The 25,691-nt window shown below is 43.8% G+C and carries 23 protein-coding genes; 15 read left to right on the top strand and 8 right to left on the bottom strand.

Annotated elements, in window-relative coordinates:
* Window positions 1–21: 21 nt before the first annotated feature.
* Window positions 22–378 carry a YraN family protein gene (locus AB9H30_RS14615; RefSeq protein ID WP_371195440.1) on the bottom strand — a complete coding sequence of 119 codons (357 nt, stop codon included), beginning with the start codon at window positions 376–378 and terminating at the stop codon, window positions 22–24.
* Window positions 379–2,349: a penicillin-binding protein activator gene (locus AB9H30_RS14610; protein ID WP_371195439.1), complete on the bottom strand. Its 1,971-nt coding sequence runs from the start codon at window positions 2,347–2,349 to the stop codon at window positions 379–381.
* A 134-nt stretch (window positions 2,350–2,483) separates the two neighbouring features.
* Between AB9H30_RS14610 and rsmI the strand changes: the two genes are divergently transcribed.
* Entirely contained in the window at window positions 2,484–3,329 is an 846-nt protein-coding gene (rsmI, locus tag AB9H30_RS14605) for a 16S rRNA (cytidine(1402)-2'-O)-methyltransferase (protein WP_371195438.1), read from the top strand.
* Between the two features lie 3 nt (window positions 3,330–3,332).
* Here rsmI and argR read toward each other — a convergent pair whose 3' ends face one another.
* Window positions 3,333–3,797, bottom strand: coding sequence for a transcriptional regulator ArgR (argR, locus tag AB9H30_RS14600; protein ID WP_371195437.1), 465 nt, complete (start codon window positions 3,795–3,797; stop codon window positions 3,333–3,335).
* Between the two features lie 191 nt (window positions 3,798–3,988).
* On the opposite strand from argR, the gene mdh reads away from it, so the two are divergent.
* Window positions 3,989–4,930 carry a malate dehydrogenase gene (mdh, locus tag AB9H30_RS14595; RefSeq protein ID WP_371195436.1) on the top strand — a complete coding sequence of 314 codons (942 nt, stop codon included), beginning with the start codon at window positions 3,989–3,991 and terminating at the stop codon, window positions 4,928–4,930.
* 87 nt (window positions 4,931–5,017) lie between these two features.
* Here the strand turns inward: mdh and AB9H30_RS14590 are convergent, their stop codons facing one another.
* From AB9H30_RS14590 to ppc, 5 genes are all read right to left on the bottom strand, one after another.
* Window positions 5,018–7,210 carry a diguanylate cyclase gene (locus tag AB9H30_RS14590; RefSeq protein WP_371195435.1) on the bottom strand — a complete coding sequence of 731 codons (2,193 nt, stop codon included), beginning with the start codon at window positions 7,208–7,210 and terminating at the stop codon, window positions 5,018–5,020.
* A 66-nt stretch (window positions 7,211–7,276) separates the two neighbouring features.
* Window positions 7,277–8,149, bottom strand: coding sequence for a peptidylprolyl isomerase (locus AB9H30_RS14585; RefSeq protein WP_371195434.1), 873 nt, complete (start codon window positions 8,147–8,149; stop codon window positions 7,277–7,279).
* Between the two features lie 16 nt (window positions 8,150–8,165).
* Window positions 8,166–9,164: a ribosome biogenesis GTPase YlqF gene (gene ylqF, locus AB9H30_RS14580; RefSeq protein WP_371195433.1), complete on the bottom strand. Its 999-nt coding sequence runs from the start codon at window positions 9,162–9,164 to the stop codon at window positions 8,166–8,168.
* 87 nt (window positions 9,165–9,251) lie between these two features.
* Window positions 9,252–9,749, bottom strand: a complete 498-nt coding sequence (locus AB9H30_RS14575; protein ID WP_371195432.1) for an RNA methyltransferase — start codon at window positions 9,747–9,749, stop codon at window positions 9,252–9,254.
* A gap of 36 nt (window positions 9,750–9,785) precedes the next feature.
* Entirely contained in the window at window positions 9,786–12,419 is a 2,634-nt protein-coding gene (ppc, locus tag AB9H30_RS14570) for a phosphoenolpyruvate carboxylase (RefSeq protein ID WP_371195431.1), read from the bottom strand.
* Window positions 12,420–12,710: 291 nt separating this feature from the next.
* On the opposite strand from ppc, the gene AB9H30_RS14565 reads away from it, so the two are divergent.
* The 13 genes from AB9H30_RS14565 to nqrM all read left to right on the top strand — a co-directional run bounded on the left by AB9H30_RS14565 (window position 12,711) and on the right by nqrM (window position 25,386).
* A complete protein-coding gene (locus AB9H30_RS14565; RefSeq protein WP_371195430.1) occupies window positions 12,711–13,334 on the top strand; it encodes an FKBP-type peptidyl-prolyl cis-trans isomerase in 624 nt (207 codons plus the stop codon).
* 134 nt (window positions 13,335–13,468) lie between these two features.
* Window positions 13,469–13,978 carry a TRAP transporter small permease subunit gene (locus tag AB9H30_RS14560; RefSeq protein WP_371195429.1) on the top strand — a complete coding sequence of 170 codons (510 nt, stop codon included), beginning with the start codon at window positions 13,469–13,471 and terminating at the stop codon, window positions 13,976–13,978.
* Window positions 13,978–15,345, top strand: coding sequence for a TRAP transporter large permease subunit (locus tag AB9H30_RS14555; protein WP_371195428.1), 1,368 nt, complete (start codon window positions 13,978–13,980; stop codon window positions 15,343–15,345). The genes AB9H30_RS14560 and AB9H30_RS14555 overlap by 1 nt, the downstream gene beginning before the upstream one ends.
* Before the next feature lie 8 nt (window positions 15,346–15,353).
* Window positions 15,354–16,442: a TRAP transporter substrate-binding protein gene (locus tag AB9H30_RS14550; RefSeq protein ID WP_371195427.1), complete on the top strand. Its 1,089-nt coding sequence runs from the start codon at window positions 15,354–15,356 to the stop codon at window positions 16,440–16,442.
* Window positions 16,443–16,600: 158 nt separating this feature from the next.
* A complete protein-coding gene (gene fabV / locus AB9H30_RS14545; RefSeq protein ID WP_371195426.1) occupies window positions 16,601–17,782 on the top strand; it encodes an enoyl-ACP reductase FabV in 1,182 nt (393 codons plus the stop codon).
* Between the two features lie 422 nt (window positions 17,783–18,204).
* Entirely contained in the window at window positions 18,205–19,542 is a 1,338-nt protein-coding gene (locus AB9H30_RS14540; RefSeq protein ID WP_371195425.1) for a Na(+)-translocating NADH-quinone reductase subunit A, read from the top strand.
* 3 nt (window positions 19,543–19,545) lie between these two features.
* On the top strand, window positions 19,546–20,757 hold the full coding sequence (locus tag AB9H30_RS14535) for an NADH:ubiquinone reductase (Na(+)-transporting) subunit B (protein WP_371195424.1): 1,212 nt from the start codon (window positions 19,546–19,548) through the stop codon (window positions 20,755–20,757).
* Entirely contained in the window at window positions 20,747–21,514 is a 768-nt protein-coding gene (locus AB9H30_RS14530; protein WP_371195423.1) for a Na(+)-translocating NADH-quinone reductase subunit C, read from the top strand. The genes AB9H30_RS14535 and AB9H30_RS14530 overlap by 11 nt, the downstream gene beginning before the upstream one ends.
* A gap of 9 nt (window positions 21,515–21,523) precedes the next feature.
* Window positions 21,524–22,156, top strand: a complete 633-nt coding sequence (locus AB9H30_RS14525) for an NADH:ubiquinone reductase (Na(+)-transporting) subunit D (protein ID WP_371195422.1) — start codon at window positions 21,524–21,526, stop codon at window positions 22,154–22,156.
* Between the two features lie 5 nt (window positions 22,157–22,161).
* On the top strand, window positions 22,162–22,770 hold the full coding sequence (gene nqrE, locus AB9H30_RS14520) for an NADH:ubiquinone reductase (Na(+)-transporting) subunit E (RefSeq protein ID WP_371195421.1): 609 nt from the start codon (window positions 22,162–22,164) through the stop codon (window positions 22,768–22,770).
* Window positions 22,771–22,790: 20 nt separating this feature from the next.
* Window positions 22,791–24,023 (top strand): NADH:ubiquinone reductase (Na(+)-transporting) subunit F, encoded by a 1,233-nt coding sequence (gene nqrF / locus AB9H30_RS14515; RefSeq protein ID WP_371195420.1) that lies wholly within the window; start codon window positions 22,791–22,793, stop codon window positions 24,021–24,023.
* A gap of 71 nt (window positions 24,024–24,094) precedes the next feature.
* Window positions 24,095–25,132, top strand: a complete 1,038-nt coding sequence (locus AB9H30_RS14510; protein ID WP_371195419.1) for an FAD:protein FMN transferase — start codon at window positions 24,095–24,097, stop codon at window positions 25,130–25,132.
* Between the two features lie 20 nt (window positions 25,133–25,152).
* Window positions 25,153–25,386: a (Na+)-NQR maturation NqrM gene (nqrM, locus tag AB9H30_RS14505; protein ID WP_371195418.1), complete on the top strand. Its 234-nt coding sequence runs from the start codon at window positions 25,153–25,155 to the stop codon at window positions 25,384–25,386.
* The last annotated feature ends 305 nt before the right edge of the window (window positions 25,387–25,691 follow it).

Here is a 25,691-nt window from a genome sequence, read left to right as displayed (position 1 = left end):
AGCACCGCTCCTGTTGCGGGTTTATACATTTTTGATCCAATTGAGCTCTTCCCCGTCTATAGCGACTAAGTCTATTCGCATATTTGTATGGTGGCAGTTTAAATCAAGTAACTGCAGATAGCACATGATCGCCTTTGTTAGTTTACTTCTTTTTGAACTAGTAAACATTTCAGCTGCATGGCCATGGCTACTGCTGGCTCGGTATTTGACTTCAACAAACACCCATTGTTGCATGTCTTTAAAAATAAGATCGATTTCACCGCTTTTTACAGAAAAATTTTGTTCAATAAAGTCCAAGCCTTGTGCAATCAAATACTCTTTTGCCTTATGTTCAGCTTGATTCCCTGTTTGTGTTGCATTCCATTGCGGTATTGCCATTTAGGTCCCTGTATTAATCGCCAAAGTACTCAGCTTTCTTTCTACATTGCCATTGTCATCGATTGATAAGCTCCCGGTGAGGCCATTTATGCTAATTTGATTAAATACGCTCAGTTTGACAATTTGTTGAGTAAGCAAAACGGCATCGTAGCCGAACGCGAAAAGGCGTAAATAAGTGCTCGATGGCTGATTAAATAGCGTATCGACTTCTTGAGCCAATTGACTGTCTCTGCCATCGGGCAAAACAAAAGGCATATCTACAAAAATAAGATTTCGAAGATCCCTTAGACTGTTCTTATTTTGTTTATGATTATAGCTCAGCGAGGTTGCATATACCGGTATCTGCTGTCCAGTAAACAAGCTCATACTGCTCTCAATAATTGGGTTAATTAACTCGAGCTCATTGGGGCGGGCAAATACCACAAAGGCGTCTACGTCTCGCCTATTTCGCGTTACGCTAAATACGGTTTCGTTTACTAAGTTAGACAATTGGTTGATACGCTGTTGGCTTTGCAAAACATCTAATGCTGAGGTAATGCCTACTCGCATTGATTTGTTATCCGCATACCTGACCAAACTTGGCGCAATTGTATTGTGCTGAGTTTGCTGATTTTTCCATGTCTCTAAAAATGCATCAGCCATGCGTTGGGTAACAGCTGAGTCATCGTGGATCAGTATTGGATGTTTAATGTCTTGGGTAAACATCTGTCTCGCTAACGCTTGAGCCTCTTGCTCTGGGGACAATGCAAAGAAGTTGACTAATGCTTGTGAAATTGGCTCGCTAGTTAGGCCGTTTAGGCTATTGCCGTCTAAGTGGTTTAGATATATTCGCAAAGCGCCTACAGGCAGAATGGCTTGCGTTGCCTCAATGTGCGATTTTAAAAGCGGTCCGATGATGGTTGTGTAATTTTGCATCGATTCTTGATTGATAGACTCCGTTAATTCGTTTTCAGAGCCCGTGTCAATAAATACAAGGTTGTTTGTCGGGAATTCATCTGTGCTCAGCCCCTCTGACATATCGTTAGAGGCGCTCAGCATCTGTTGATAGTAAGCTGCTAACATTCCCTGCTTTATGGCTTCACCTTGGCTAGCGAGTCTTCCTGACAATGGCAAAAGCACGGCGGTTTGTTGTTGTTTATTGACATCAAGCGATAAAAACAGGCTAAGCTGTTCCGGTAAGCGATTAAATTCACCCTTAGTTTGTGCATTCTCGATTAATCTAAGCAACCTTTGTTGGCGTTGAGTGTCATTAATGCTGGGGTCTTCAATGATACTGAACAGGGCTTGATATCTAAGCAAGTTAGGGTGAGCATCCATCATGCTCTTTCTTTGCGTGACGTTTAAGCGGCTCAGCCAGTCAAAACTCAATTTTGGTAACAGGGCTTCTGACAGGGCAGAAGCAGAAGAAGTGTTAAGAAGCCTATTTAGTGCAGTTTGATAGTCTCCTTGCATGCTGTGTAAATAGGCCTGAGTAAATGCTAGCCTCGCGCTCCAACTGTCATCTAAGGTACTTTCATCGATATCCCCTAGCCAATTAGCCAATAAACGCGAAACTGCAGCAGGGATGGGAACAGACACCGCTGAGGTGTCTGTGTTTAGCTGCAAGGGACCTTGCTGATTTTCAATTTGTATAATTATACACTCGCTGCGTATGACATTGGCTTTTGCCAGCGGCTCAACGCTGCTCAATAGCGGCATTGCATGCTTAATTACGGTATTTGATGATGCACACTGATTTTGCGCTTGGTATTGAGCGGCTAAGGCAATTAATGACTGCTGAAGATTTTGTTCATTTTGAGTGCTTGCAAATTCGGCCATAACTGTACTGATTTCACTTGAAGTATTTTCGGTACTTTCTTTCGCTTCAGGCTGAATAACAGTAACTTGCTGTTTTTTTTCTGTTGGTGTGCTGGAGCAGCCCCAGATGCTGGCAGCAATTACAACTAACCCTATAAATCGATAAATTTTCACAACATCCCCTGCTTGTCGCTATCGCCTGTGCCTATCTAGTTTATCGCGGTCTGGATAAATTTCTAGCGTCTAGCGCAGATTCTATACCAAAGGTCATGTAGAATATCAGCTTTGTTGTTATAAGAGTGAAGAAAATGTTGCAAACTGGATGCTTATATATCGTGCCAACGCCGATTGGCAATCTCTCTGATATAAGTGCCAGAGCCTTAGAGGTGCTGCAGCAAGTTGATTTAATTGCTGCAGAAGATACGCGGCATTCATCTAGATTGCTTGGGCACTATCAAATATCTACCCGCACCATCAGTATGCATGCTCATAACGAACATCAGCGCACAGGTCTGCTCATTGAAAAATTAAAACAAGGGATGGCGATTGCGCTGATATCAGACGCAGGCACGCCCCTGATTAGCGATCCAGGATATGAATTTGTAAACACCTGCAGAGCTGAAGGGCTAAATGTTATTGCTCTGCCTGGACCTTGTGCTTTGACCACCGCGCTTAGCGCGTCAGGACTGCCAACCGATACCTTTACATTTTTTGGATTCTTACCGGTTAAGCAGCAAGCTAAGACAGAACAACTGCTCAAAGCAGCACAAGCAGGGCATACCTGCGTATTTTATGAAGCACCAAGGCGCATTACAGATACCCTAAAGCTTTGTAAAGAAGCTCTGCCAGAGCACACTCATTATGTACTGGCAAAAGAACTAAGCAAAACATTTGAAACCTATGTTTCCGGTAACATCGATACCTTGTTGGCTTACTTAAGTGCAGATCCTGGCCATGTAAAAGGTGAATTTGTACTGATGCTGCATTGCAAGACTTTGCAAGCAGCAGGCTTGCCAGAATCCGCCATTAGTCTGCTCAAAGACCTATTGCCTCTGCTGCCGCCTAAACAAGCGTCTGCTGCGGTAGCGAAGCACTATGCAGTCAATAAAAAACAGTTGTATGAATTGAGCTTATCTTTGAAAACACCTGAATAACACTTAGACGTTATCAAAAAGGTCTTGAACGCGCTGGCGTAAATCTTCGATTTTATTAATATTAGCCGGCGCAATAAAAATGGTGTCGTCTCCCGCAATTGTGCCCAATACGCCGTCGGTATGGCTCAGTGAATCCAATAAACGAGCGATAAGTTGCGCTGCACCTGGGCTGGTGCGAATGATCACCATTACATTGTTATGCACAATATCCAATACGAGTTGTTTAAGCGGGCTTTTGGCGGTAGGCATCCCCAGCTCTGGTGGCAAGCAATAGACCATATCGCCGCGAGCATCTCTTGCTCTTACTGCACCAAATTTGCTGAGCATTCGAGATACTTTTGACTGACTAATATTGTCAAAGCCTAGGGATTTTAAAGCGTTTACAATTTCACCTTGAGAGCCGTAACTTTCAGTGGTCAATATTTCGCGGAATGCTTTTACTAGCGCGTCTTGCTTATTTGAAGTCATGCAATAGGATTCATTGAGTAGTCATGATTGGCATTGTGCAATATGCGATGCTGATTATCAATTTATCTCGAGCAGCACTTAACATAAATAAATTGATTAAAAAAGCTATCAGACTATTGTTTGATTGAGATATCGCCCTATATAGATTATTCTCACGCTCGAATTTAATACCCTCAAACAGGAGATTGAACATGAAAGTAGCCGTATTAGGCGCTGCCGGTGGTATTGGACAAGCATTGTCACTACTACTCAAAACTCAGTTACCAGCAGGTTCTGAACTATCTTTATATGACGTTGCACCCGTAGTACCGGGTGTCGCTGTTGACCTTAGCCACATTCCTACCGATGTTGATGTAAAAGGTTATGGTAAAGATGATTTAGCAGGCGCGTTAACAGGTTGCGATATCGTATTAATTCCAGCCGGTGTCCCCAGAAAGCCAGGAATGGACCGTTCTGATTTATTCAATATTAACGCTGGGATCGTTAGAAACTTAATTGATGCATGCGCAGATAATTGTCCAACAGCTTGCATTGGCGTGATCACTAACCCTGTGAATACCACCGTTGCAATTGCCGCAGAAGCACTGAAAGCAAAAGGTGTTTATGATAAAAACAAACTGTTTGGTGTTACCACGCTAGATGTGATCCGCTCTGAAACTTTCGTTGCTCAGCTTAAAGGTAAGAGCACCGCTGAGGTTCACGTTCCGGTCATCGGTGGGCACTCAGGCACGACGATCCTTCCCTTACTTTCTCAAGTTGCAGGTGTAAGCTTTACAGATGACGAAATTGCTAGCCTTACTACTCGTATTCAAAATGCGGGAACCGAGGTCGTTGAGGCAAAGGCTGGCGGTGGTTCTGCTACATTGTCTATGGGCCAAGCCGCTGCTCGTTTTTGTTTATCTCTAGTAAAAGCAATGCAGGGCGAAGATGTTACTGAGTACACCTATGTGCAGGTAGACGGATCTGATGATGCGCCATTCTTTGCTCACCCGGTTAGATTGGGTAAAAACGGCGTTGAAGAAATTTTATCATATGGTGCTTTAAGCGCGTTTGAAGAAAAAGCTAAGAACGATATGTTAGATGGCCTGCGCGGTGATATTCAGTTAGGTGTTGAGTTTGTTAACGGTAAATAATCTGTAGCCGGCAGATCAAGTTTCATCCAAGAATATGCGCTTCGACAAGGATGTCGAATCCTATTCTATATGCTCAATACTATAAGCTTAGACAACGCTCGAATTCACCTGATTTCGGCCTTTTCGTTTGCTCAAATATAGCTGCTCATCAGCCAGTGTAACCAGTTCTTTCATTTCTAGCGTAAAGTCATTTTGAACTCGAATAACCCCACAGCTAATCGTCAGGTCGATCATTTTGCCATTGTATAGTGGTTTGTGAAGCCCAATTGCGCGATGAATTAATTCAATGTGATCTAGATGTAATTCTGGTTTGTCGCAGGCCAGAAGTAGTACAAATTCTTCACCGCCGTAGCGAGCAAAAATATCAGTGTCTCGTCGACATTTGCTGGTAATAATATCTGCCACGTCGACTATGCAAAGGTCTCCTGCAGTATGCCCATAGGTGTCGTTAATTTTTTTAAAGAAGTCGATGTCAAAAAGCGCTAAAGAAAAAGATTTTTTATGACGTTGGCAGTATCGGTGAGTTTTATCAGCTAATTGGTCAAATGCCCGCCTATTGTACAAGCCGGTCAATGAATCGGTTTGCGATACCGTCAATAGCTGAGCGTTAACATCTTGCAGCTCTTGTGTTTTTTCTTCTACTTCTTTTTTTAGCTGTAGTTGAAAGTCCTTTGAAAGCGTTTGTGTCGTGATGACATTTTCAGTGACTTTGATCATTTCTTGGCTGATTTTTGCAGCAGACAATATCTCAGTCGACGTTTTGCTTCCCTGAATAAACTCTTCGAGATTACGCAGTGGTCGAGTAATCTTTGCCGCTAAACCTTTCGATAGCAGGGTAATTAAGATCATGCTGAGCAAAACGGTGATACTTACAAATACAAAATAAGTGTTTGTTCCTACAAACACCCTACTGGGTGGGGTAAGCGTATATATTTTCCATGCTTGCTCTGTCAAATGCTCTTGGTATAAATACGACTTCCCTAATATTCCGATTTCGGGCATGTTAAATGTGGAAGGTTGAGAGCCCGAATCTTGTTGAAACTTATCGAGCTTATTGAAAGTAAATTCTGGCGAGCTATAAATAATTGAGCCAGCGGAGTCGATCAAAATAATATAAATTTGGTTATTTTGGATGGCGTTAATTAAACTGATGTCAATTAGGCTTTCTAATTTAATTGCGGCTTGTACTAAGCCTTTGAATTCATTATTTTTCAAAATTGGCGCAGTCAGAGCGACAATATCTAATGAACCTAAGCCGCGGCCTTCTAACGCGTCTGAAACCACCGGTTTTTTTAGTGCTTTTGTTAGCTGAAAGTAGCTGCGATGGGAAATGTTAACGTTAGATAAATCTGGCAACATGGCTGCGTAGCGTTCAGGTGCGGCAAACTGCAGGTTAGCGTTTTCGTCGGTTATCACCATACTTTCGATATTGATACTCGCATTGGCTACAGTATCTAATATTTTGGCGTGCTCATGAGGATCTGTCGTGTTGGCAATTAAAACCGCGCTTGCGTTGAGCGCATGAATTTTATCGTTAATCAGACCATTTATACTGCGATCTAATTCACTTGCCGCTTTTTCCAATTCAAGATTAACGGTTGTGGCAGCGTCATTTGTAGTCCGCCAAGTAAAAAATAAGGCCACTAGAAATACCGGCAATAACACGCTTATTAGATTAAGCTCAAACACTAGCTTCGAAAATTTAGGAGGCGCCTCAAAATACCTCAGCTGACTATTGTTGGGCAATAACCAGTAAATTAACAGCGCAATTAAACCGCATATGTAGCTATTTAGTACAAATGTTAAGGCAAGAAAAATCGATGTTTGGATAGTTAGAGACAGTTCAAGATAAACTAAAGTGCTCGTGATGGGTAGCCCAATAACCAGCCAAAATATGGAAAGCGCAGTAACAAAGCGGATCCCCGCATACATCATTGCCGTAATCAGCAAAAATTCCGCAATCGCTAACCAAGCAATAGTTAGCGATGTGGACAATATGAACAGCGGAGCAACGCTTGCTAGCAAAACAAAGCTGGCAAAACGCGCGGGTAATATCAATAGAGCTAGCAGCACCGCGGCGCTGCCAAAATAAAGTTCGACCTTTCCGTAGGCATCGATCACTAATGTGCAATTTAAAATAAACGCAAACACTCCTAGCAAAAAGCCGAATAGGAACGGGCGATACTTGCTGAACAGTTGTGATTGAGAATGGGTTTGCATCATATGATTAAGTATAAACCAGTGTCTTTTGTGCGCCTTCAACACCTTGGTTATCGGCATTTAGGTCGCTAACATGAAATTTAAGCAGGAGGGGTTTACACGTGCTCATATCATTCTTTCTCATTTTTATGGTGTTAAGATATCAACGGACGCTACCGTTATTCTGGGCCGATAATAACAAACGTCAATATTACCCGTTCCTTTGTATTGATAGAATTCATTTTTAAGGGTGCGGGCATCGCTCAGACGCTTTTGAAAAGCTTCACTATCAGCTGCATTTCGAGATAGCAGCATTTGCTCAGTCATGTCCACTTGAGTACCAAGCTTTGCCCAGATGATTTTACTGCGCGGTTTGCCCTCATCAATGACGCCGCTGTTGACATTAGGATTACCCCTGATCATCGACTGCAGGTTTTCTAGGCCGTAAACTACCTGTGCGAACACCGACATATTGCGGTCTAAATGCCTAGGTGCTTGCCCTATAACAACATAAAAATCAGTAGTAGCTGAATCAGCCTCATTGTTTCTAGCCATTCCCACTGCACCCGGGCAATGCAATAACCATTCAAGATGTTCCGTTTTGCTTTTTCCAGCAGGAAAACCTTCAATAAAACCCGTTTGCTCGGCTAAAAACTCCGGGGACTGAACCATTGTAAATGTAGACTCGGTAATTACTTCTCTGGTGAATTCAGCTGCTAGTGGCTGGCGGTGTTGAGACTTTTTTTGCTCACTTTGATCGCCGCCCTGTGCAGCAAAACCATCAATAACTCGATAGAAATCTAAGCCGTCATAAAAGCCTTCCGCTACTAAGGCTTTAAATCTGGCTACATGCTTAGGCGCAATTAAAGGGGCCATTTCAAAAATAACTAAACCTTCATCAGTGCTTAGATAAACCAGATTTTCTTGTGAAAGGCTCTGCGCTGATAGTTTCTCGGAGGCATTAACTTTTATGCTCAGCAGTAGCCAAGCGGCGATGATTAAGGTACTGGGTTTTTGCATATGAACTTCCTGAGTGTTAACGCTTTTTCATTCTTTCGCTTTGCGCAATGCGTTTTTCGGTACGCTTTTCTTTTCGATCTTTTTTATCTGGCGTTAAGGAGCCGTCTTTAAACTTTTGTTTACGCTTATCTTTCTCGGTGGCTTTATTTGCTGCAGCCTCTGCCATTTCTAATTTTTCTTTGATCAGCATGCTTGGGGTTTCAAGGGTTATTCGGCCTAGTTTGCCTAAGCGAAGCTCGTTGATTAGCACTTCACATATTTTATGTAAATTAACCCGCCCGCCTGCCATCAATGCGCCTCGCTTTGCAGCGGCAAGTTCTAAAAATTCAATCTCCGTATCGGGGATACTGTCGAGCTTAAATCGAGCCTTCATTAATTCTGGATAAGCCTTTATCAGATAGTCGGCCGTATAAAATCCAACGTCGTCATACTCCATAGCCGTGTCTTTGACTGCTCCGGATGCTGCCAGTCGATATCCGGTGTTAGGGTTCTCAAGCTTGGGCCATAATACGCCTGGGGTATCAAGCAGCACAATGCCGCTGCCTAAATTAATTCGTTGCTGCGACTTGGTTACGGCTGGCTCGTTGCCTGTTTTGGCAATTACGCGTTCGGCTAAGATATTGATGAGCGTCGATTTACCTACATTGGGAATGCCAATAATCATTGCGTTAATGGTCTTTATAGAGGCTTCTTTGTGGGCACAGGTCTTGCGAATAAGTTCGATGATTTGTTTGGATTTCGCAATATTATCAGTAGACGTCGTGAAGGTTTTTACGCCCACCTCAGACTCTAAATGAGCTTGCCACTCGGCAGTAATATCAGGGTCGGCTAAATCTGATTTGTTGAGGATTTTTAGGCAGGGTTTATTACCTCTTATTTTTGCTATTTCAGGATTTTCGCTGGAATACGGAATACGTGCGTCGAGCACCTCAATTAGTATATCAACCTGACTAAGGACTTGCTTTATCTCTTTAAGAGCTTTGTGCATGTGCCCTGGGAACCAATGAACCGCCACAATAATTTTCCTATCTGGTGCAATATTAAGGCATGTTGCTGCCAACGACATGCGTAGCATACTAGATTCACGTAGAAAAAAGCAGTGCTACAGGTTGTTATTAATATCTCGACTGGCTCTAATAAATGCGTTCGAATGCTCGTAGTCACTTTTTGCTAAACGATCATACAGCACCACATTTGCAGTAGCGGCGAGGTTCATACTGCTAAACGTGGGGATATACACAGTGTACGCACACTGATCTACAATATCTTTTGGGATTGAACTGTCCTCGGGCCCAAAAATGTAAAAAGCATTTTCAGGGTGCACAAATTCAGGTAAGGGTATCGCGTCCTCTGCTAACTCTATCGCGATTCTCGTGGCACCAAGGGGTGTCATCGCCAACAGATCATCCACCCCAATTGTCGGAATCTTATGCCTTATACCCTTTGTGTCTTGGTTAAACTGTCGCGCATGCCTGAACCTCTCACCGGTGTAGAATACCGATGAGACGCCGTAACAGCCTGCTGCACGCAAAATCACGGCCACGTTTGTGGCAGATTTTGGATTGACCAAACCAATGCTGACGAATTTTTTAGTTACCAAGTGTGTGTGTCCCCATCAAAGGTGCATATCCCCATATTAACCGGTATTGCGAATGCCAACCGCTATCCCAGTAATGGCGACCATCATGGCGCGCTCAAGTGTCGCGACATCGTCATCGGTAAATGCGGATGCTTCAGCTTTGCGAATGCGATCTAGTAACTCGATTTGTAGGTAATGCAAGGGCTGCAGATAGCCTGCGCGAATGTTCATAGAGTTGCGTCCGAGTGGGTCATCTTCCATCATGTGCTCATGACCGGTAATGCTAAGCAATGACTGCATGCTTTGAGTCAATTCTTCGCGCAGTGCTTTTCCAAAATGCACTAAATGATCAGGTACTAAGCGCTTGTCATACGCTTCACTAATCGCAGGGTCTGCTTTTTTAAAGACCATATCTAACATCGACAAACGCGATGCAAAGAACGGCCATTGCTCAATCATTTGCTGCACTTCAGCTTTATTATCACTAGTGTTAACGGCTTCTACAGCGCGCATTACACCCAACCAAGACGGCAAAACTAAACGTGTTTGCGCCCATGCAAAAATCCATGGTATCGCGCGCAAGCTTTCAATTCCGCCACTTGGTTTACGTTTTGCTGGCCGGCTTCCTAGCGGCAATTTACCTAGCTCCTGTTCGGGCGTCGCGACTCTAAAATAGGGAACAAATTCTTCATCGTAACGCACGGTCTTACGATAATTTTCACAGGCAAGTTCGGCCATATCGCCTATTAGTTCTCGCCATCTTTGCTTGGGTTCAGGTGGTGGCGAAATAATCGCTTCAACGACAGCCGATGCATAAAGGGACAAACTGCGTTTGGCAAGTTGCGGCATGCCAAACTTATAACGAATCGTCTCACCTTGTTCCGTTACTCTGAATCCACCTTTAAGTGAGCCCGGTGGTTGGGAGTGAATCGCTGCTTTAGCTGGTAAGCCACCGCGTCCAATCGTGCCGCCACGACCATGAAACAAGGTCAATTTAATTTGATGCTCTTCGGCTATTTTCACCAAGGCTTCTTGGGAGCTATATTGCGCCCAACCAGCAGCGAGTGAACCGGCGTCTTTAGCCGAATCTGAATAGCCAATCATAACGTGCTGATGGCCGTTAATATAACCACGATACCAGTCAATATTGAGCAGTGCGTTCATCACATTTGGAGACTTATTAAGGTCGTCTAGGGTTTCAAAAAGAGGCGCGACAGGCATTGGCCAATCCACACCAGATTCTTTTAACAGAAGTTGTACGGCCAATACATCAGAGGGCTCGCTGGCCATCGATATGATATAAATCCCAAAGCCCGCCCGCCCATTGTTTGCGATCACTTGACAGGTGTCTAGTACTTCTTTGACCTCGTCGCTAGGCATCCAGTTTTTCGGGACTAGCGGTCTGCGAGAATTCAATTCACGTAATAAAAAGGCTTGCTTGTCTTCTTCAGACCATTGATTGTAATCTCCTAGGCCTAAGTAACGCGTAAGTTCACTAAAGACATCCGCATGACGCTGTGCGTCTTGGCGGATATCTAGTTTCAATAAGTGAACGCCAAAAGCATAAGCCCTGCGGATTGTGTTGAGCAGAGCGCCATTTGCAATTACCTGCATGCCGCAGTTTAGCAATGACTGGTAGCACACAATCAACGGGCCTAATAATTCATCGTTATTTTGTATCCATTTGCTGCTGGACTCTGTGCCGTCTCGGGTTGTTTCTAGTTTCAATATAAGAGGTTTTAATATCGTGCGGTAGGGCTCTTTAACTTCGCCTACTTCTGCTCGTAACTGCTCGCTACAGGCATTCATTGAAAGTTCGACGTAAAGTTCGTTAATGTCTTGTAAGAACAGTTTGGCCGATCTGCGTCTTGCTCTTAACAGGACTTCCTCGGTGACTTTGGAAGTTACAAAAGGATTGCCATCACGATCACCGCCCATCCAAGACCCAAATTGAACCGGTTTCGCGTCTAGCGGCAGGCTTGAATCAAATTTTGTTACTAAGAAATCATTTAAGTCTCTTAAAAAGTCCGGTACCGCCTCCCATAATGAACTCTCGATTACCGAAAAGCCCCAGCGTGCCTCATCTACAGGCGTAGGGCGTATAGAACGAATTTCTTCGGTATGCCAAGCTTGCGAAATCAAATCGGCAATACGGGCTTTGACTTTGCGCTCTTCGAGCTCGCTTAACTGCTCATTGTGCAGCAACTGCAGTTGCGAGGCTAGCGCACGATGCTTGTGGATTAAGGTGCGTCTTGTAACTTCTGTAGGGTGCGCAGTCAGCACCATGTCGATATGCAAAGATTCAATGGCACTTAACACTTCGGCACGAGAGATGGGTTTCTCATCATCTAACAGTTGCGTAAAATATTCAGAAAGGGGCATGTTCTGTTGAGCTTTGCTGTTAAATTCTTGTTCGGCAATGTTGGCTAAATTTAGAAATTGAGCAAAAGCTCTGCCAATAGTTAGCAAAGACTGATTGTCTAAACTCGCGATGGTGCTCGCCAAGCGAGTGGTACTATCGTCTTCGCCTTGGGAAGAGTGCCTGCCATCATGGCGAATTTGCTCTATGCGGGCTAGCCAATCGCTGCCCAATTCAGCTTCTATGGTTTCGCCTAGCGTTGCGCCTAAGTACTTAATGGTCTCTTTCAGCTGGCTAGCTAAGACTTCTTTCACATCATATTGGTCTTTCATTTAGGCAAAACTCTCTTTAGTGATTTAAATAAGATAGGCGCTTAGCAAGCAATGCCCGCCTTCTGTGCATAAACATACGCATATGAGAATAGGAAGTCTATGCCTGAAATCGAATAAAATAGTCTGTTTGTTTCATGAAAACATACAGACTGACTTACAGCTTTTACGCTTGTGCAGTAATGGGATAACAAGCGCACTTGCGCCGAAGCTCAAATTCACCATCGAGGTGTCTTTAATTTTAGGATTATGATAGCCTACGCGGCCTAAATTTAATGTGAATGTGGAGAAGTTGTGACAGATAAAATTACAGGTATAGAGCAGCAGGCGAGTTATGGTATTGGCTATCAAATGGGCGAGCAGCTTGCCTCAAATCCTTTTGATGGTTTGTCGTTAGATATTGTAGCCCAAGGCATCAAAGATGGCTTTGGTCATGCTGAGTCAGCCGTTAGTAATGATGAATTGCGCGTTGCGTTTAACGAGATTCACCAGCGCCTTCAGGCTGTTAAGCAAGAGCAGTTTGCAGCGGTCGTTGAGCAGGGCACCGCCTTTTTGGCTGAAAACGCGAAACGTGATGAAGTCACTGTAACCGCATCGGGTCTGCAGTATGAAGTTCTAAACAAAGGCGACGGCAGCGCTTCACCTACCGCTGCATCTACCGTGCGCACGCACTACCATGGTACTTTATTAGACGGCACTGTTTTTGACAGTAGCTACGACCGCGGTCAGCCAGCAGAGTTTCCAGTAGGCGGCGTGATTAAAGGTTGGACTGAAGCCCTTCAAATGATGAGTGTGGGCGAAAAATGGCGTTTATATGTTCCTTACGACTTAGCTTATGGTGAGCAGGGAGCAGGCGGCGCAATTGGTCCGTTTTCAACCCTTATTTTTGACGTTGAGTTGTTAGAAATTATTGCTTAGTTGCCCAATAGCAACACGCAACGCTGCGACTTCTGTTCGCAGCTTTTTTTTGCGTAAGTATAAGATATACAAGAATTTGAGTTCAAAGCAACTTGTGTCACAATAGACAAAGATAAAAACAACAATGAACCGCGATGCTCAAGCAAACCGCACATATTATTGACACTATCAATGGCCTATTGGGCAGAGTAATCAGTTACGCCACATTTGCCATGGCCCTGATCATGTTCGCCATTGTGGTGCTGCGCTATGGCTTTAATTTAGGCTGGATAGCCATGCAAGAATCGGTTATGTACTTACATGCCGCCGTCTTTCTGTTGGGAAGCGCCTTTACGTTTCAGCAAAACGGTCATGTGCGAGTGGATGTTTTTTATCGAAAATTCTCAGACAAACAGCAGGCCAAGGTAAACCTGTTTGGCAGTCTCGTCTTTATGCTGCCTGTTTCGCTTTATATTGGCATTATTTGCTATCAATATGTAATGGATTCATGGCAACTCTTTGAAGGCAGTCGTGAGCCTGGTGGTTTGCCTTTTGTGTATATTCTTAAGTCATTTTTACTGGTGTTTGCGATATCTATGACACTGCAGGCGCTGTCTGATATCGCTACCCAATCTTTAAAGTTACTTCAGCGGGAAGCGAAATAATGGAGTGGTTAGCACTGGTGCTATTTGCTGCGGTTTGCGGCACACTTTTGTTAGGTTATCCAGTTGCGCTTACCCTTGCGGGTGTATCGTTAATATTTGCTGGTGTCGGCGTGTTATTTGGCGTCTTTGACGCTAATTATTTGCTTACCGCTCCCTCCCGATTGTTTGGCATTATTAGCAATACTACCTTGATTGCAGTGCCGCTATTCGTATTCATGGGAGTGGTGCTCGAGCGCTCCAAAATTGCTGAAGATTTATTGGTTGCAATGTCAGCGGTTTTAGGACGATTCAGAAGCGGGCTAGGGGTATCGGTAATATTGGTGGGCATGCTATTGGCTGCCAGCACCGGAATTGTTGGTGCGACAGTTGTCACAATGGGCTTGTTATCGTTGCCGACGATGCTCAAAAGAGGCTACTCACCGGCACTTGCAACCGGCACAATATGTGCGACAGGCACTTTGGGCCAAATTATACCGCCTTCTATCGCCTTAGTTTTATTGGGCGATGTATTGTCCAGCGCTTATCAAAAGGCGCAGCTTGATATGGGTATATTTTCACCCGAGAGTGTGTCGGTAGGGGACTTATTTGTAGGTGCCCTTATTCCTGGATTGCTGCTAGTGATCTGCTATTTGCTCTATTTATGGGGCGTAAGCCGCTTTTCTCCCTCGCAAGTTCCCACAGAGGGACAAACAAATGACCATGCGTCTTTGTTATCGCTATTAACGGCTTTATTGCCTCCGCTGCTGCTTATTATCGCCGTGCTAGGCTCAATTTTGTTTGGATTTGCAACGCCTACAGAGGCCGCGGGCGTCGGTGCGGTGGGCGCACTAATTTTGGCTGGTATTAAACGTCAGCTGAACAGAGAGAATACCCGTTATATTGCCCACGAAACCACCAAAGTCACCTGCATGGTATTTTTAATCTTGATTGGCGCATCGATATTTTCATTAGTGTTCAGAGGTTTCGGCGGCGAAATATTACTAAAAGAGTTCTTCACATCTTTGCCCGGTGGTGTGTTTACCGCCATGCTGTTAGTAATGGCCGTGATGTTTTTGTTAGGGTTTATTTTGGACTTTATTGAGATAACCTTTGTTGTAGTGCCTATCGTCGCCCCCATTTTGATTGTAATGGGCGTAGATCCTATCTGGTTAGGTATTATGATTGCGGTTAATTTGCAAACTTCATTTTTAACCCCTCCATTCGGGTTTGCGCTATTTTATTTAAGAGGCGTTGCCAGCGAACTTGTGCGTACTGAAGAGATCTATAAAGGTGTGATACCCTTTATTTTAATTCAACTCGGGGTGTTAGTGGCAATGGCTATTTGGCCAGAGATTGTTACTTGGTTACCTCACACCATTTATAACTAGGAAGTTTTATGAAACAGCTACTTATCTTAGCCATTGCCGCCAGTTTTTTGTTATTGCAAGGTTGCGGGGGAGAAAGCACACCCCAAGCAGACGGCGCACAAGCGCCTGCCAAAGTTTACAAGTGGAAACTAACTACATCGTGGCCTAAAAACTTTCCTGGTCTTGGGCGTGCTCCTGAAACTTTTGCCACTTACGTAAATGAAATGTCGGGCGGCCGATTGCAAGTTACAGTATATGGTGCAGGCGAATTGGTGCCCGGTTTTGAAGTTTTTAATGCAGTTTCTGCCGGCAGTGCTGAGATGGGCCATGCAGGCGCATATTACTGGAAGGGCAAGATCCCCGCTGCGCCGATTTTTTCGGCTATTCCATTTGGTATGAATGTAACTGAGATGAATGCTTGGCTGCATTACGGTGGCGGTATGCAGTTGTGGCGTGAACTATACGAACCGTTTGGCGTTATTCCCTTCGCTGGCGGTAGCACTGGCGTTCAGATGGCAGGATGGTTTAATAGAGAAATCAACTCGGTGGATGATTTACAAAACCTGAAAATGCGCATACCCGGTCTGGGCGGTGAGGTATTTAAAGAGGTTGGCGGTATGCCGATCACCCTAACTGGTGGAGAGATTTTTACATCGTTACAAACCGGTGCGATTGATGCCACTGAATGGGTCGGTCCATATAACGATTTGGCGTTTGGATTGCACAAAGCGGCTAAATTTTATTACCATAGCGGTTGGCATGAGCCGGGCACTACCCTTGAGTTTTTAGTGAACGCTGAAGCTTATAACGAACTGCCTGCCGATTTACAAAAAATCATTGATGTAGCCACTCGAGCTGCTAGTCAAGACATGTTAGATGAGTACACTGCACGGAATCATGCTGCTATGCAGCAGTTGATTAATGACCATGGTATTGATGTTCGCCCCCTGCCTAAAGACGTGCTTGAAGCTTTAAAAGCGGCAACACTTAAAGTGATTGCAAGAGAGCGTACTCAGAATGAGGATTTTGACAGGATCTATGCATCATATGATGCATTTTATCAAAACGTAAAACGTTATCATGAGCTGTCAGAACAGGCGTACTATCAAAATAGGTAGGCTAAATTAGATAGCGTTCACTGGGATTTATCAGCTGGACTGATTTGTTTGTGGGAAACATCCCTATAGAATGCGCGCCATCTGACAAGTAGCAGTATCCGAAAACTCAATAAATAGCGGCTCTACGCATGAGCTGTTATTTGCCACAAGGAGCAATCATGGTTATTAAGCCGAAAGTAAGAGGTTTTATTTGTACTAACGCCCATCCAGTGGGCTGCGCGCAAAGCGTCGAAAACCAAATACAGTACATTCAATCGCAATCCTTTGAAAATAAAGGCCCTAAAAATGTCTTAGTAATTGGTTGCTCTACTGGCTATGGTTTAGCGTCCAGAATTACCGCTGCGTTTGGCTATGGGGCAAATACCATTGGCGTTTGCTTTGAGAAAGAACCCAGCGAGCGTAAAACAGGCACAGCTGGCTTTTACAATACGGCTGCGTTTCATGAAAAAGCGAAAGCAAAAGGACTGTATGCCCATAGCATCAATGGTGACGCGTTTTCAGATGAGATAAAGCAAGCCACAATTGACAAAATAAAAGCAGATTTAGGCACGGTTGATTTAGTTATTTATAGTTTGGCCTCTCCGCGACGCACGGATCCCGATACTGGAGAAGTGTATAAATCGACTCTGAAACCCGTCGGACAAGCCTACACCACCAAAACCTACGATACCGACAAAGACAAAGTCCATGAAATATCCTTAGAGCCGGCTAATGATGATGAAATCGCGCAAACAGTCAAGGTAATGGGGGGAGAAGATTGGGAACGTTGGTTAGTGCAGCTTGGCAACGCTGGCGTGCTGGCTGAAGGCTGTAAAACCACGGCCTACACATATATCGGTAAAGAACTCACTTGGCCGATATACGGTCAAGCTACCATCGGTAAAGCAAAAGAAGATCTTGACCGTGCAGCACAGGCAATTATGCAACAATTAAGCAATACGTCTGTGCAGGCAAATGTGTCTTCATTAAAAGCGCTGGTTACTCAAGCAAGTTCTGCTATACCTGTAATGCCACTTTACATTTCGTTAATCTACAAGGTTATGAAAGAAGAGGGGACACACCAAGGCTGTATTGAACAAATCGCGGGTTTGTTTAACGAGCGCTTGTTTGCTGCTTTTCCACCTACCGATGAGCTCAATCGCTATCGTATGGATGGTATTGAAACAAACGAAGATACACAGGCAAAAATAAAAGTACTTTGGGACGATGTCACTCAAGATAATTTTCATGAATTGTCTGATTATGCTGGTTATAACAAGGATTTTTTAAACCTATTCGGCTTTGAAATTCAAGGAGTTGATTACGAGGCCGATGTTGACCCTATGGTGAATTGGTCCTAGATCCTGCTATTTACAAATAATTTACGTATTGTGCCCTTCCAAAGCCTATATTGGCGGGCACCTTTGCTGGAATTATTTATTAACGATCAATCGTGATTAAATAAGCTTTTGGTATAATTACAATAGCCTTTTTATGGCGGTTAATGCTAAAATCTCGACCATTCAGATGTCCGGAGTGCCATAGCGTATTCAACATATTCATCAATGTGGGCATTGCAAACGAGAAAATATAATAATAATAACGCTGTAGATTAGGTTCCATGCACTGTTTAAAGGTAGCGCGGACGCTTATTTATTGGTTTTTGGTCATACCTAAGTTAGGTAGGGATTAATTCAAAAGTGCTTGCTTGGCCTGTCGCTAGATAGCCGCTTAGAACAGGCATATTTAAATTGGTTTCTAAATTAAGAGTTGTCAATTACATATGATAAAGATAAAAAAAGGTCTAGACCTTCCGATCCAAGGGGAGCCTGAGCAAACTATCGTGGAAACGATAAATGCGACTAAAGTGGCGATCCTTGGCGAAGAGTACATTGGTATGCGACCTACTATGCATGTGCAAGTAGGGGATACTGTCAAAAAAGGTCAGTTGTTGTTCGAGGATAAAAAAAATCCGGGTGTGAAGTTTGTTGCACCAGCAGCAGGTGAAGTGGTGGAAGTGAATCGCGGCGCAAAACGTGTTTTACAATCGGTGGTTATTGGCGTACAGGGTGATGACGCGATCAAGTTTACGTCTTTTACCGATGAAGCTTTGGCCTCTGCAGAACGCCAGACGCTGGTTGACGTATTAGTTGAGACCGCGCTTTGGACGACATTACGTACCCGCCCTTACAGCAAAGTTCCGGCATTAGATGCTGTTCCGCATTCGATTTTCGTTACGGCGATGGACACTAATCCTTTAGCGGTTGACCCACAGATAGTATTGGCCGAGAGAGAATCAGACTTCAATTTCGGCTTAAAAGTGTTGGCGAAGTTGACTGAAGGTAAGATATTCGTCAATAAGGCACCGGGTGCATCCATTCCTGCAAGCGGAGAGCGCGTTGAAGTTAACGAGTTTTCTGGACCGCATCCAGCAGGTTTGCCAGGCACACATATTCACTACCTCGACCCTGTCGGTCAAAAGAAACGGGTTTGGTACATTAATTACCAAGACCTAATTTCGATTGGCGCCACTTTAAAAACAGGTAATTTAGACGTCACTAAAGTCATCTCTATTGCTGGCCCAATGGCCAAATCTCCTAAGATTATTCGCACTCAGATCGGCGCAAGTGTAAACGAACTGGTGGCGGGGCAATTGTCGAATGAGCCAGTGCGTATTATTTCTGGTTCTGTGCTCAATGGCACAAATGCTTCTGGCCCGCATGCCTATTTGGGGCGTTACCATAATCAAGTGTCCTTGATTAAAGAAGATTCTGAAAAGAAACTTTTTGGCTGGATTATGCCTGGCTCTAATCAGCATTCAGTTACCCGCGCCTACTTAGGGCACTTAGTTGGTAAGAAATTTAACATGACGTCTACCACCAATGGTTCAGATCGATCAATGGTGCCAATTGGTAACTATGAGCGCGTCATGCCGCTAGACGTTATTCCAACATTATTATTGCGCGACATTATTTCTGGTGACACAGATGGCGCACAAACCTTAGGTGCGCTCGAGTTAGACGAAGAAGATTTGTCATTATGCACTTATGTATGTCCAGGCAAATACGACTACGGTCCTATTTTGCGTGACTGTCTAACCAAAATTGAAGCAGAGGGTTAAGTCATGGGTTTAAAAGCATATTTAGAAAAAATCGAACCAGATTTTGAAGCTGGCGGAAGATACGAAAAATTTTACGCACTGTATGAAGCAGCCGCGACAATTTTTTATACGCCTGGCAAGGTGAATAAATCGACTACCCATGTAAAAGACAGTATCGACTTAAAACGTATTATGATCATGGTTTGGATGGCTACCTTCCCTGCTATGTTTTACGGTATGTATAACGTTGGTCTTCAGGCATCTTATGCTATTGAAGCCGGTGGTGCGCTTTATGACGGTTGGCAAGCAGGTTTGTTCACGGCTATCGGCGGGACCTTAAGCGCTGATTCAGGCTGGTTTAGCATGTTGCTTTACGGGGCCTGTTTTTTTGTGCCGATCTACGCTACCACCTTTATCGTTGGTGGCTTTTGGGAAGTCCTTTTTGCATCAATACGTAAGCACGAAATAAACGAAGGGTTCTTTGTAACTTCGGTGCTGTTTTCACTGACACTTCCGGCGACGATTCCACTATGGCAAGTTGCGCTAGGTATTACCTTCGGTGTGGTAATTGCCAAGGAAATCTTTGGCGGTACTGGTCGTAACTTCTTAAATCCAGCGCTGTCAGGGCGTGCATTCCTATACTTTGCATATCCTGCACAGATTTCTGGCGATCAACCTTGGATTGCCGCCTCTATGCCTGATGGCTATTCAGGTGCGACTTGGTTAAGCAATGCAGCTAATGGTCAAATGGACTACAGCGATATGAGCCTATTCATGGATTCATTTTTAGGCAATATTCCTGGGTCAGTAGGTGAAGTATCGGCCTTAATGATTATGCTTGGTGGTCTGTTTATTATTTACTTAGGTATCGCGAGTTGGCGAATTGTTGCGGGGGTAGGGTTAGGCGTCGCATTTTTTGCTACTTTATTAAACTTATTTGCGACCGATCCAAGTTCCATAATGGCAATGCCGTTTTACTGGCACTTGGTGATTGGCGGAATGGCCTTTGGTATGTTCTTCATGGCAACCGACCCTGTATCTGCATCTTTTACCAACCAAGGTAAGTGGATGTATGGATTCTTTATAGGCTTAATGACAGTATTAATACGTGTGTTAAACCCTGCCTTCCCTGAAGGGATTATGCTAGCAATATTGTTTGCTAACCTATGGGCGCCTTTGTTCGATTATTTCGTTGCACAAAGCAACATAAAAAGGAGGGTTGCTCGTGTCGGCTAAAAAAGAAACCTTAGGCAAAACAATGCTTGTTGTTGTTGCTGTATGTTTAGTTTGTTCTATCGTTGTATCTGGTTCTGCTGTGGGTTTGCGCTCGCTGCAGGAAACCAATGCTGCTTTAGATAAAAAATCTAATATCCTTGGTGCGGCAGGGCTGCTGGGTGATGATGTCACCACTAAGGAACAAATAGCTGAGATATATACCAATCGTGTCGAGGAAAGGTTTGTAGACCTTTCTACAGGTGAGTATGTTGAGAAACCATCAGCTGACTTTGACATGTACAAGGCCGCTAAGAAACCTGAGTTTATGGTAAGAGTTGAGGGCAGTAATGTTGGTTTCTTGCGTCGAGCTAGCATCGCAAACGTATACCATGTGAAAGATGAGTCTGGTCAAGTGACTCGTATCATTCTTCCTGTGCATGGTTCTGGTCTATGGGATTTAATGTATGGATTTTTAGCACTTGACGCTGATGGTGCGACAATTCGCGAACTCATTTACTATCAACACAAAGAAACCCCAGGGCTTGGCGGCGAGATTCAAAACCCAGATTGGCAAGCTAAATGGAATGGCAAACAACTGTTTAAAGACGGTGAAGTTGCAATTAGCGTTGATAAAAATGTGGGTGACGGCAACCAATATGCTGTGGATGCGCTTTCGGGTGCTACCTTGACCAGTAATGGTGTTGAAAATACTTTGCAGTACTGGGCCGGTGAAAATGGCTTTGGTACCTACCTCAAACGTCAATCTTGGAAATCTTAAGGTACGAACATGGCTGATACTAAAGAAATGAAACAAGCCCTCTTCGGGCCTATAATCGGTAGCAACCCTATTGCATTGCATGTGTTAGGCATATGCTCGGCATTGGCAATTACTACAAAATTAGAAACCGCATTGGTAATGTCATTGGCACTTACTGTTGTGGTTGCCTTCTCTAATCTGTTTATATCGTTAATACGAAATCAAATTCCTTCGAGCGTACGAATCATCATACAGATGACTATCATTGCGTCTTTGGTGATTGTGGTTGATCAAATTCTCAAAGCCTACTCCTATGAGATTTCTAAACAGCTGTCGGTATTCGTTGGTTTGATTATTACTAACTGCATAGTCATGGGACGCGCAGAAGCGTATGCAATGAAGAGTCCTCCGTTCATGAGCTTTTTGGACGGAATAGGCAATGGTTTAGGCTATAGCTTTGTATTGATTGTGATCGGAACAGTTAAAGAGTTGTTCGGTTTTGGTACTTTACTAGGATATGAAATATTGCCCCTCGTACAAAACGGTGGTTGGTATCAAGGTAACGGTTTGTTAATTCTTCCATTTAGTTCGTTTATTTTGATCGGGCTGATGATTTGGGCGATTCGTACTGCTCGTCCAGAGCAAGTAGAACCTAAGGAATAGCACTAATGGAACATTATTTAGCACTTGCAATTAGAGCAATTTTTGTTGAAAACATGGCCTTATCATTGTTTTTAGGAATGTGTACTTTTTTAGCGGTTTCCAAGAAAGTGAAAACGTCAATGGGCTTAGGAGTGGCGGTAATCGTTGTACTGGGTATTTCCGTTCCGGTAAATCAAATCATTTATGTGAACATACTCGCTCCGGGCGCGCTAGCGTGGGCAGGCTTCCCAGATGCAGATTTGAGCTTTCTTAACTTCTTAACTTTTATCGGCGTTATTGCGGCATTGGTTCAGATACTGGAAATGACACTTGACAAGTTCTTCCCAGCTTTATACAACGCTTTAGGGATCTTCTTGCCACTCATCACCGTAAATTGTGCGATATTTGGCGGTGTGGCCTTTGCGGTTCAGCGCGAATATACGCTTAGTGAAAGCGTGGTGTATGGAATAGGTAGCGGCATCGGGTGGGCGATTGCAATTGTATTGTTAGCTGCAGTACGTGAAAAGTTAAAGTATGCCGATATGCCTGATGGTATCCGCGGTTTGGGTTCAGTATTTATGATTGCCGGGCTTATGGCCCTCGGGTTCCAATCATTTACCGGCATTTCACTGTAAAGTGAATTAGGAGCAAAAAGATGGATCAGATAGAAATTTATCTCGGCGTAGGCATGTTCATTGCGATTGTATTAGTACTCGTATTGATAATTACCTTCGCCAAGTCAAAGCTAGTCCCAAGCGGCGACGTTCAAATAATGATAAACAACGACCCAGACAAGGTGTTCAGAGCGTCTCCTGGTGGCAAGCTACTCGGTGCACTAGCAGACTATGGTATCTTCGTATCTTCTGCATGTGGCGGCGGTGGTTCATGTGGCCAGTGTCGTGTTGACATCAAAGAAGGTGGTGGCGAAATTTTACCTACCGAGCTTGACCATATCACTAAGCGCGAAGCTAAAACAGGTTGTCGTTTATCGTGTCAGGTTGCGATTAAGCAAGACATGAAAATTGAGCTGCCAGAAGAAGTGTTCGGTATCAAAAAGTGGGATTGTAAAGTTATTTCGAATAACAACGAAGCCACCTTTATCAAAGAGCTTAAGCTTGAAATCCCTGATGGTGAAAGCGTACCTTTCCGCGCAGGCGGGTACATTCAAATTGAAGCGCCACCTCACCATGTAAAATATAAAGACTTCGACATCCCTGAAGAATACCGTCCAGATTGGGAGCGTTTTGGGTTCTTTAATGTTGAGTCAAAATGCGATGAAGAAACGATTCGTGCTTATTCTATGGCTAACTATCCTGAAGAAGCCGGCATTATTTTGTTGAACGTGCGTATCGCTACCCCGCCGCCAAACAATCTTAGTTTACCTGCAGGAAAAATGTCTTCATTTATATGGTCCCTTAAAGAAGGTGATAAAGTCACGATTTCTGGGCCATTTGGAGAATTCTTTGCGAAAGAAACCGATGCCGAAATGGTATTCGTAGGCGGTGGTGCTGGTATGGCGCCAATGCGTTCACACATTTTCGATCAACTGCGTCGAATCAAAACTGATCGTAAAATCACTTTCTGGTACGGCGCTCGTTCGTTACGTGAAATGTTTTATGTCGAAGATTTTGACATGCTGCAGGCAGAGAATGAGAACTTCAAATGGTATGTGGCACTTTCTGATCCACAGCCAGAAGATAATTGGGAAGGTGATACCGGGTTTATCCACAACGTATTGCTCGAGAATTATTTGAAAGATCATCCAGCACCTGAAGATTGTGAGTTTTATATGTGCGGTCCCCCTATGATGAATGCGGCTGTAATCAACATGCTCAAAGATATGGGTGTTGAAGACGAAAACATTATGTTAGATGATTTTGGTGGCTAATTTATAGAATATATAAAAAGGGGCTTTAAGCCCCTTTTTTGTCTTTAGCAATGTATAGGAATAGCAGGTTAATGGCATCCCAAGTAAGGTTCAACGTTTCAACGCTCTTAGTATTATCGATAGTATTATTGTCTGGCTGCGTCAAGCAGTCAGCAGAAATTAAAGCGTTTAGCGGAAACACTATGGGCACAACTTACAGCATAAAGTTTGTGCAACAAAAAGATGCTGCACAAATTGACCTGTTGCGATTGCAGTCAGATGTTGAACAACGTTTGTTAGAAATTAATCAGTTGATGTCGACTTATATATCAGATTCAGAATTGTCGTTGTTGAATAAGGCTCCTGCAAATCAAGCTTTTTTGCTGAGCGGTGAGACTTTAACCGTTATCCACGAAGCGCTCAGATTGGCAGAACTGAGTGATGGCGCTCTAGATATTACGGTTGGGCCTTTGGTCAATTTATGGGGTTTTGGTCCAGACCAAAAACCGGATGTTATTCCTAGTGCCCAGAAGATTGAAGATACCAGAGCGGTGGTCGGGCTAGACAAGTTTACCATCGACTCCAATGCGGTATTTAAAAGTCATCAGTCGGTTTATATTGACTTATCTACTATCGCTAAAGGTTACGCTGTTGACCAGTTGGCATTAATACTCAGTGAACAGGGTTACTCCAATTATCTTGTGGAAATAGGCGGAGAAATGCGCGCTTCAGGTAAAAAGCTAAATTCCGAAGACTGGTTGTTAGCCATAGAAAAACCGATTACCACAGAGCGCGTGGTACAGCGTATAATTTCAATTGGTGATAACGCGATAGCCACTTCGGGTGATTATCGCAATTATTTTGAGGAAGATGGCGTTCGATTTTCGCATTTGATCGACCCGCAAACCGCTCATCCGATACAGCATAATTTAGTAGCGGTTAGCGTTGTTGCGCCAACATGCATTGAGGCTGATGGGTTGGCTACTGCGCTGATTGTATTGGGCCCAGAGAAAGGCAAAGCCCTAGCGGAGCAAGAGGGTATTGCTGCACTATTTATTACGAAAGAGGGAGCCGAATTCGAAGAATATCGGTCTAGCGCGTTTAATCAGCAAGTAACGGTAGTGCAATAACAAGCTATTAAGAGGTTAATTTGAGCACATTTATTTTAGCATTTGGTTTTTTCTTACTCATGGTTTTGGCCATGGGGGTAGGATATATTTTTCAAAAGAAGACAATATCTGGCTCATGTGGTGGTCTAGGAGCTTTAGGTGTCGAAAAAGCATGTGACTGCCCAGAGCCTTGTGATCGAAAAAAATCGCGCATGGAAAGAGAAGCTGCAAGACAAGAAAAGCTCAAAGAATGGAAAAGCAATCAAATAGTCTAAAGTCTGATGACTTTTGCTTTATGAATTTTGTTCACGCCAGGTGTCTTCGGGTCTAGGCACATGTTCACAGGTTCAGTTATTCTGTATCTCGAGTACCTAACTAAGAGTACCTAACTAAGAGTAGCGAGCATACGTAGTGAACCCTGTGCAGCCAACACATCCGTGAGCGTTTGTGCCTGATTACCTAGGTCGTCACTTTTGCCTTAAAAGGTGGCTGATTTAAAGTAAATTTTAAATCCTCACTTAACATTTGAAGATTATAGGGATACATTGGATCTCAAACTCAATCTTTAAAAGCAAATCTC

It is taken from the genome of Glaciecola sp. SC05, assembly GCF_041380235.1.
In the GTDB taxonomy this organism is placed as follows: Bacteria; Pseudomonadota; Gammaproteobacteria; order Enterobacterales; family Alteromonadaceae; genus Glaciecola.
Note: the sequence above shows the minus strand (reverse complement) of the source record. Positions and strands in the feature narration are given on the sequence as shown.

Bases quoted from the DNA above. Each gene is read 5' to 3' on its own strand.
- AB9H30_RS14615 (WP_371195440.1), bottom strand. From the start codon at position 378: ATGGCAATACCGCAATGGAATGCAACACAAACAGGGAATCAAGCTGAA.
- nqrF (WP_371195420.1), top strand. From the start codon at position 22,791: ATGGATCAGATAGAAATTTATCTCGGCGTAGGCATGTTCATTGCGATT.
- AB9H30_RS14510 (WP_371195419.1), top strand. From the start codon at position 24,095: ATGGCATCCCAAGTAAGGTTCAACGTTTCAACGCTCTTAGTATTATCG.
- fabV (WP_371195426.1), top strand. From the start codon at position 16,601: ATGGTTATTAAGCCGAAAGTAAGAGGTTTTATTTGTACTAACGCCCAT.
- AB9H30_RS14550 (WP_371195427.1), top strand. From the start codon at position 15,354: ATGAAACAGCTACTTATCTTAGCCATTGCCGCCAGTTTTTTGTTATTG.
- AB9H30_RS14555 (WP_371195428.1), top strand. From the start codon at position 13,978: ATGGAGTGGTTAGCACTGGTGCTATTTGCTGCGGTTTGCGGCACACTT.
- AB9H30_RS14585 (WP_371195434.1), bottom strand. From the start codon at position 8,149: ATGCAAAAACCCAGTACCTTAATCATCGCCGCTTGGCTACTGCTGAGC.
- argR (WP_371195437.1), bottom strand. From the start codon at position 3,797: ATGACTTCAAATAAGCAAGACGCGCTAGTAAAAGCATTCCGCGAAATA.
- nqrE (WP_371195421.1), top strand. From the start codon at position 22,162: ATGGAACATTATTTAGCACTTGCAATTAGAGCAATTTTTGTTGAAAAC.
- AB9H30_RS14525 (WP_371195422.1), top strand. From the start codon at position 21,524: ATGGCTGATACTAAAGAAATGAAACAAGCCCTCTTCGGGCCTATAATC.
- AB9H30_RS14535 (WP_371195424.1), top strand. From the start codon at position 19,546: ATGGGTTTAAAAGCATATTTAGAAAAAATCGAACCAGATTTTGAAGCT.
- rsmI (WP_371195438.1), top strand. From the start codon at position 2,484: ATGTTGCAAACTGGATGCTTATATATCGTGCCAACGCCGATTGGCAAT.
- AB9H30_RS14540 (WP_371195425.1), top strand. From the start codon at position 18,205: ATGATAAAGATAAAAAAAGGTCTAGACCTTCCGATCCAAGGGGAGCCT.
- AB9H30_RS14560 (WP_371195429.1), top strand. From the start codon at position 13,469: ATGCTCAAGCAAACCGCACATATTATTGACACTATCAATGGCCTATTG.
- mdh (WP_371195436.1), top strand. From the start codon at position 3,989: ATGAAAGTAGCCGTATTAGGCGCTGCCGGTGGTATTGGACAAGCATTG.
- ppc (WP_371195431.1), bottom strand. From the start codon at position 12,419: ATGAAAGACCAATATGATGTGAAAGAAGTCTTAGCTAGCCAGCTGAAA.
- AB9H30_RS14590 (WP_371195435.1), bottom strand. From the start codon at position 7,210: ATGCCGATAACCAAGGTGTTGAAGGCGCACAAAAGACACTGGTTTATA.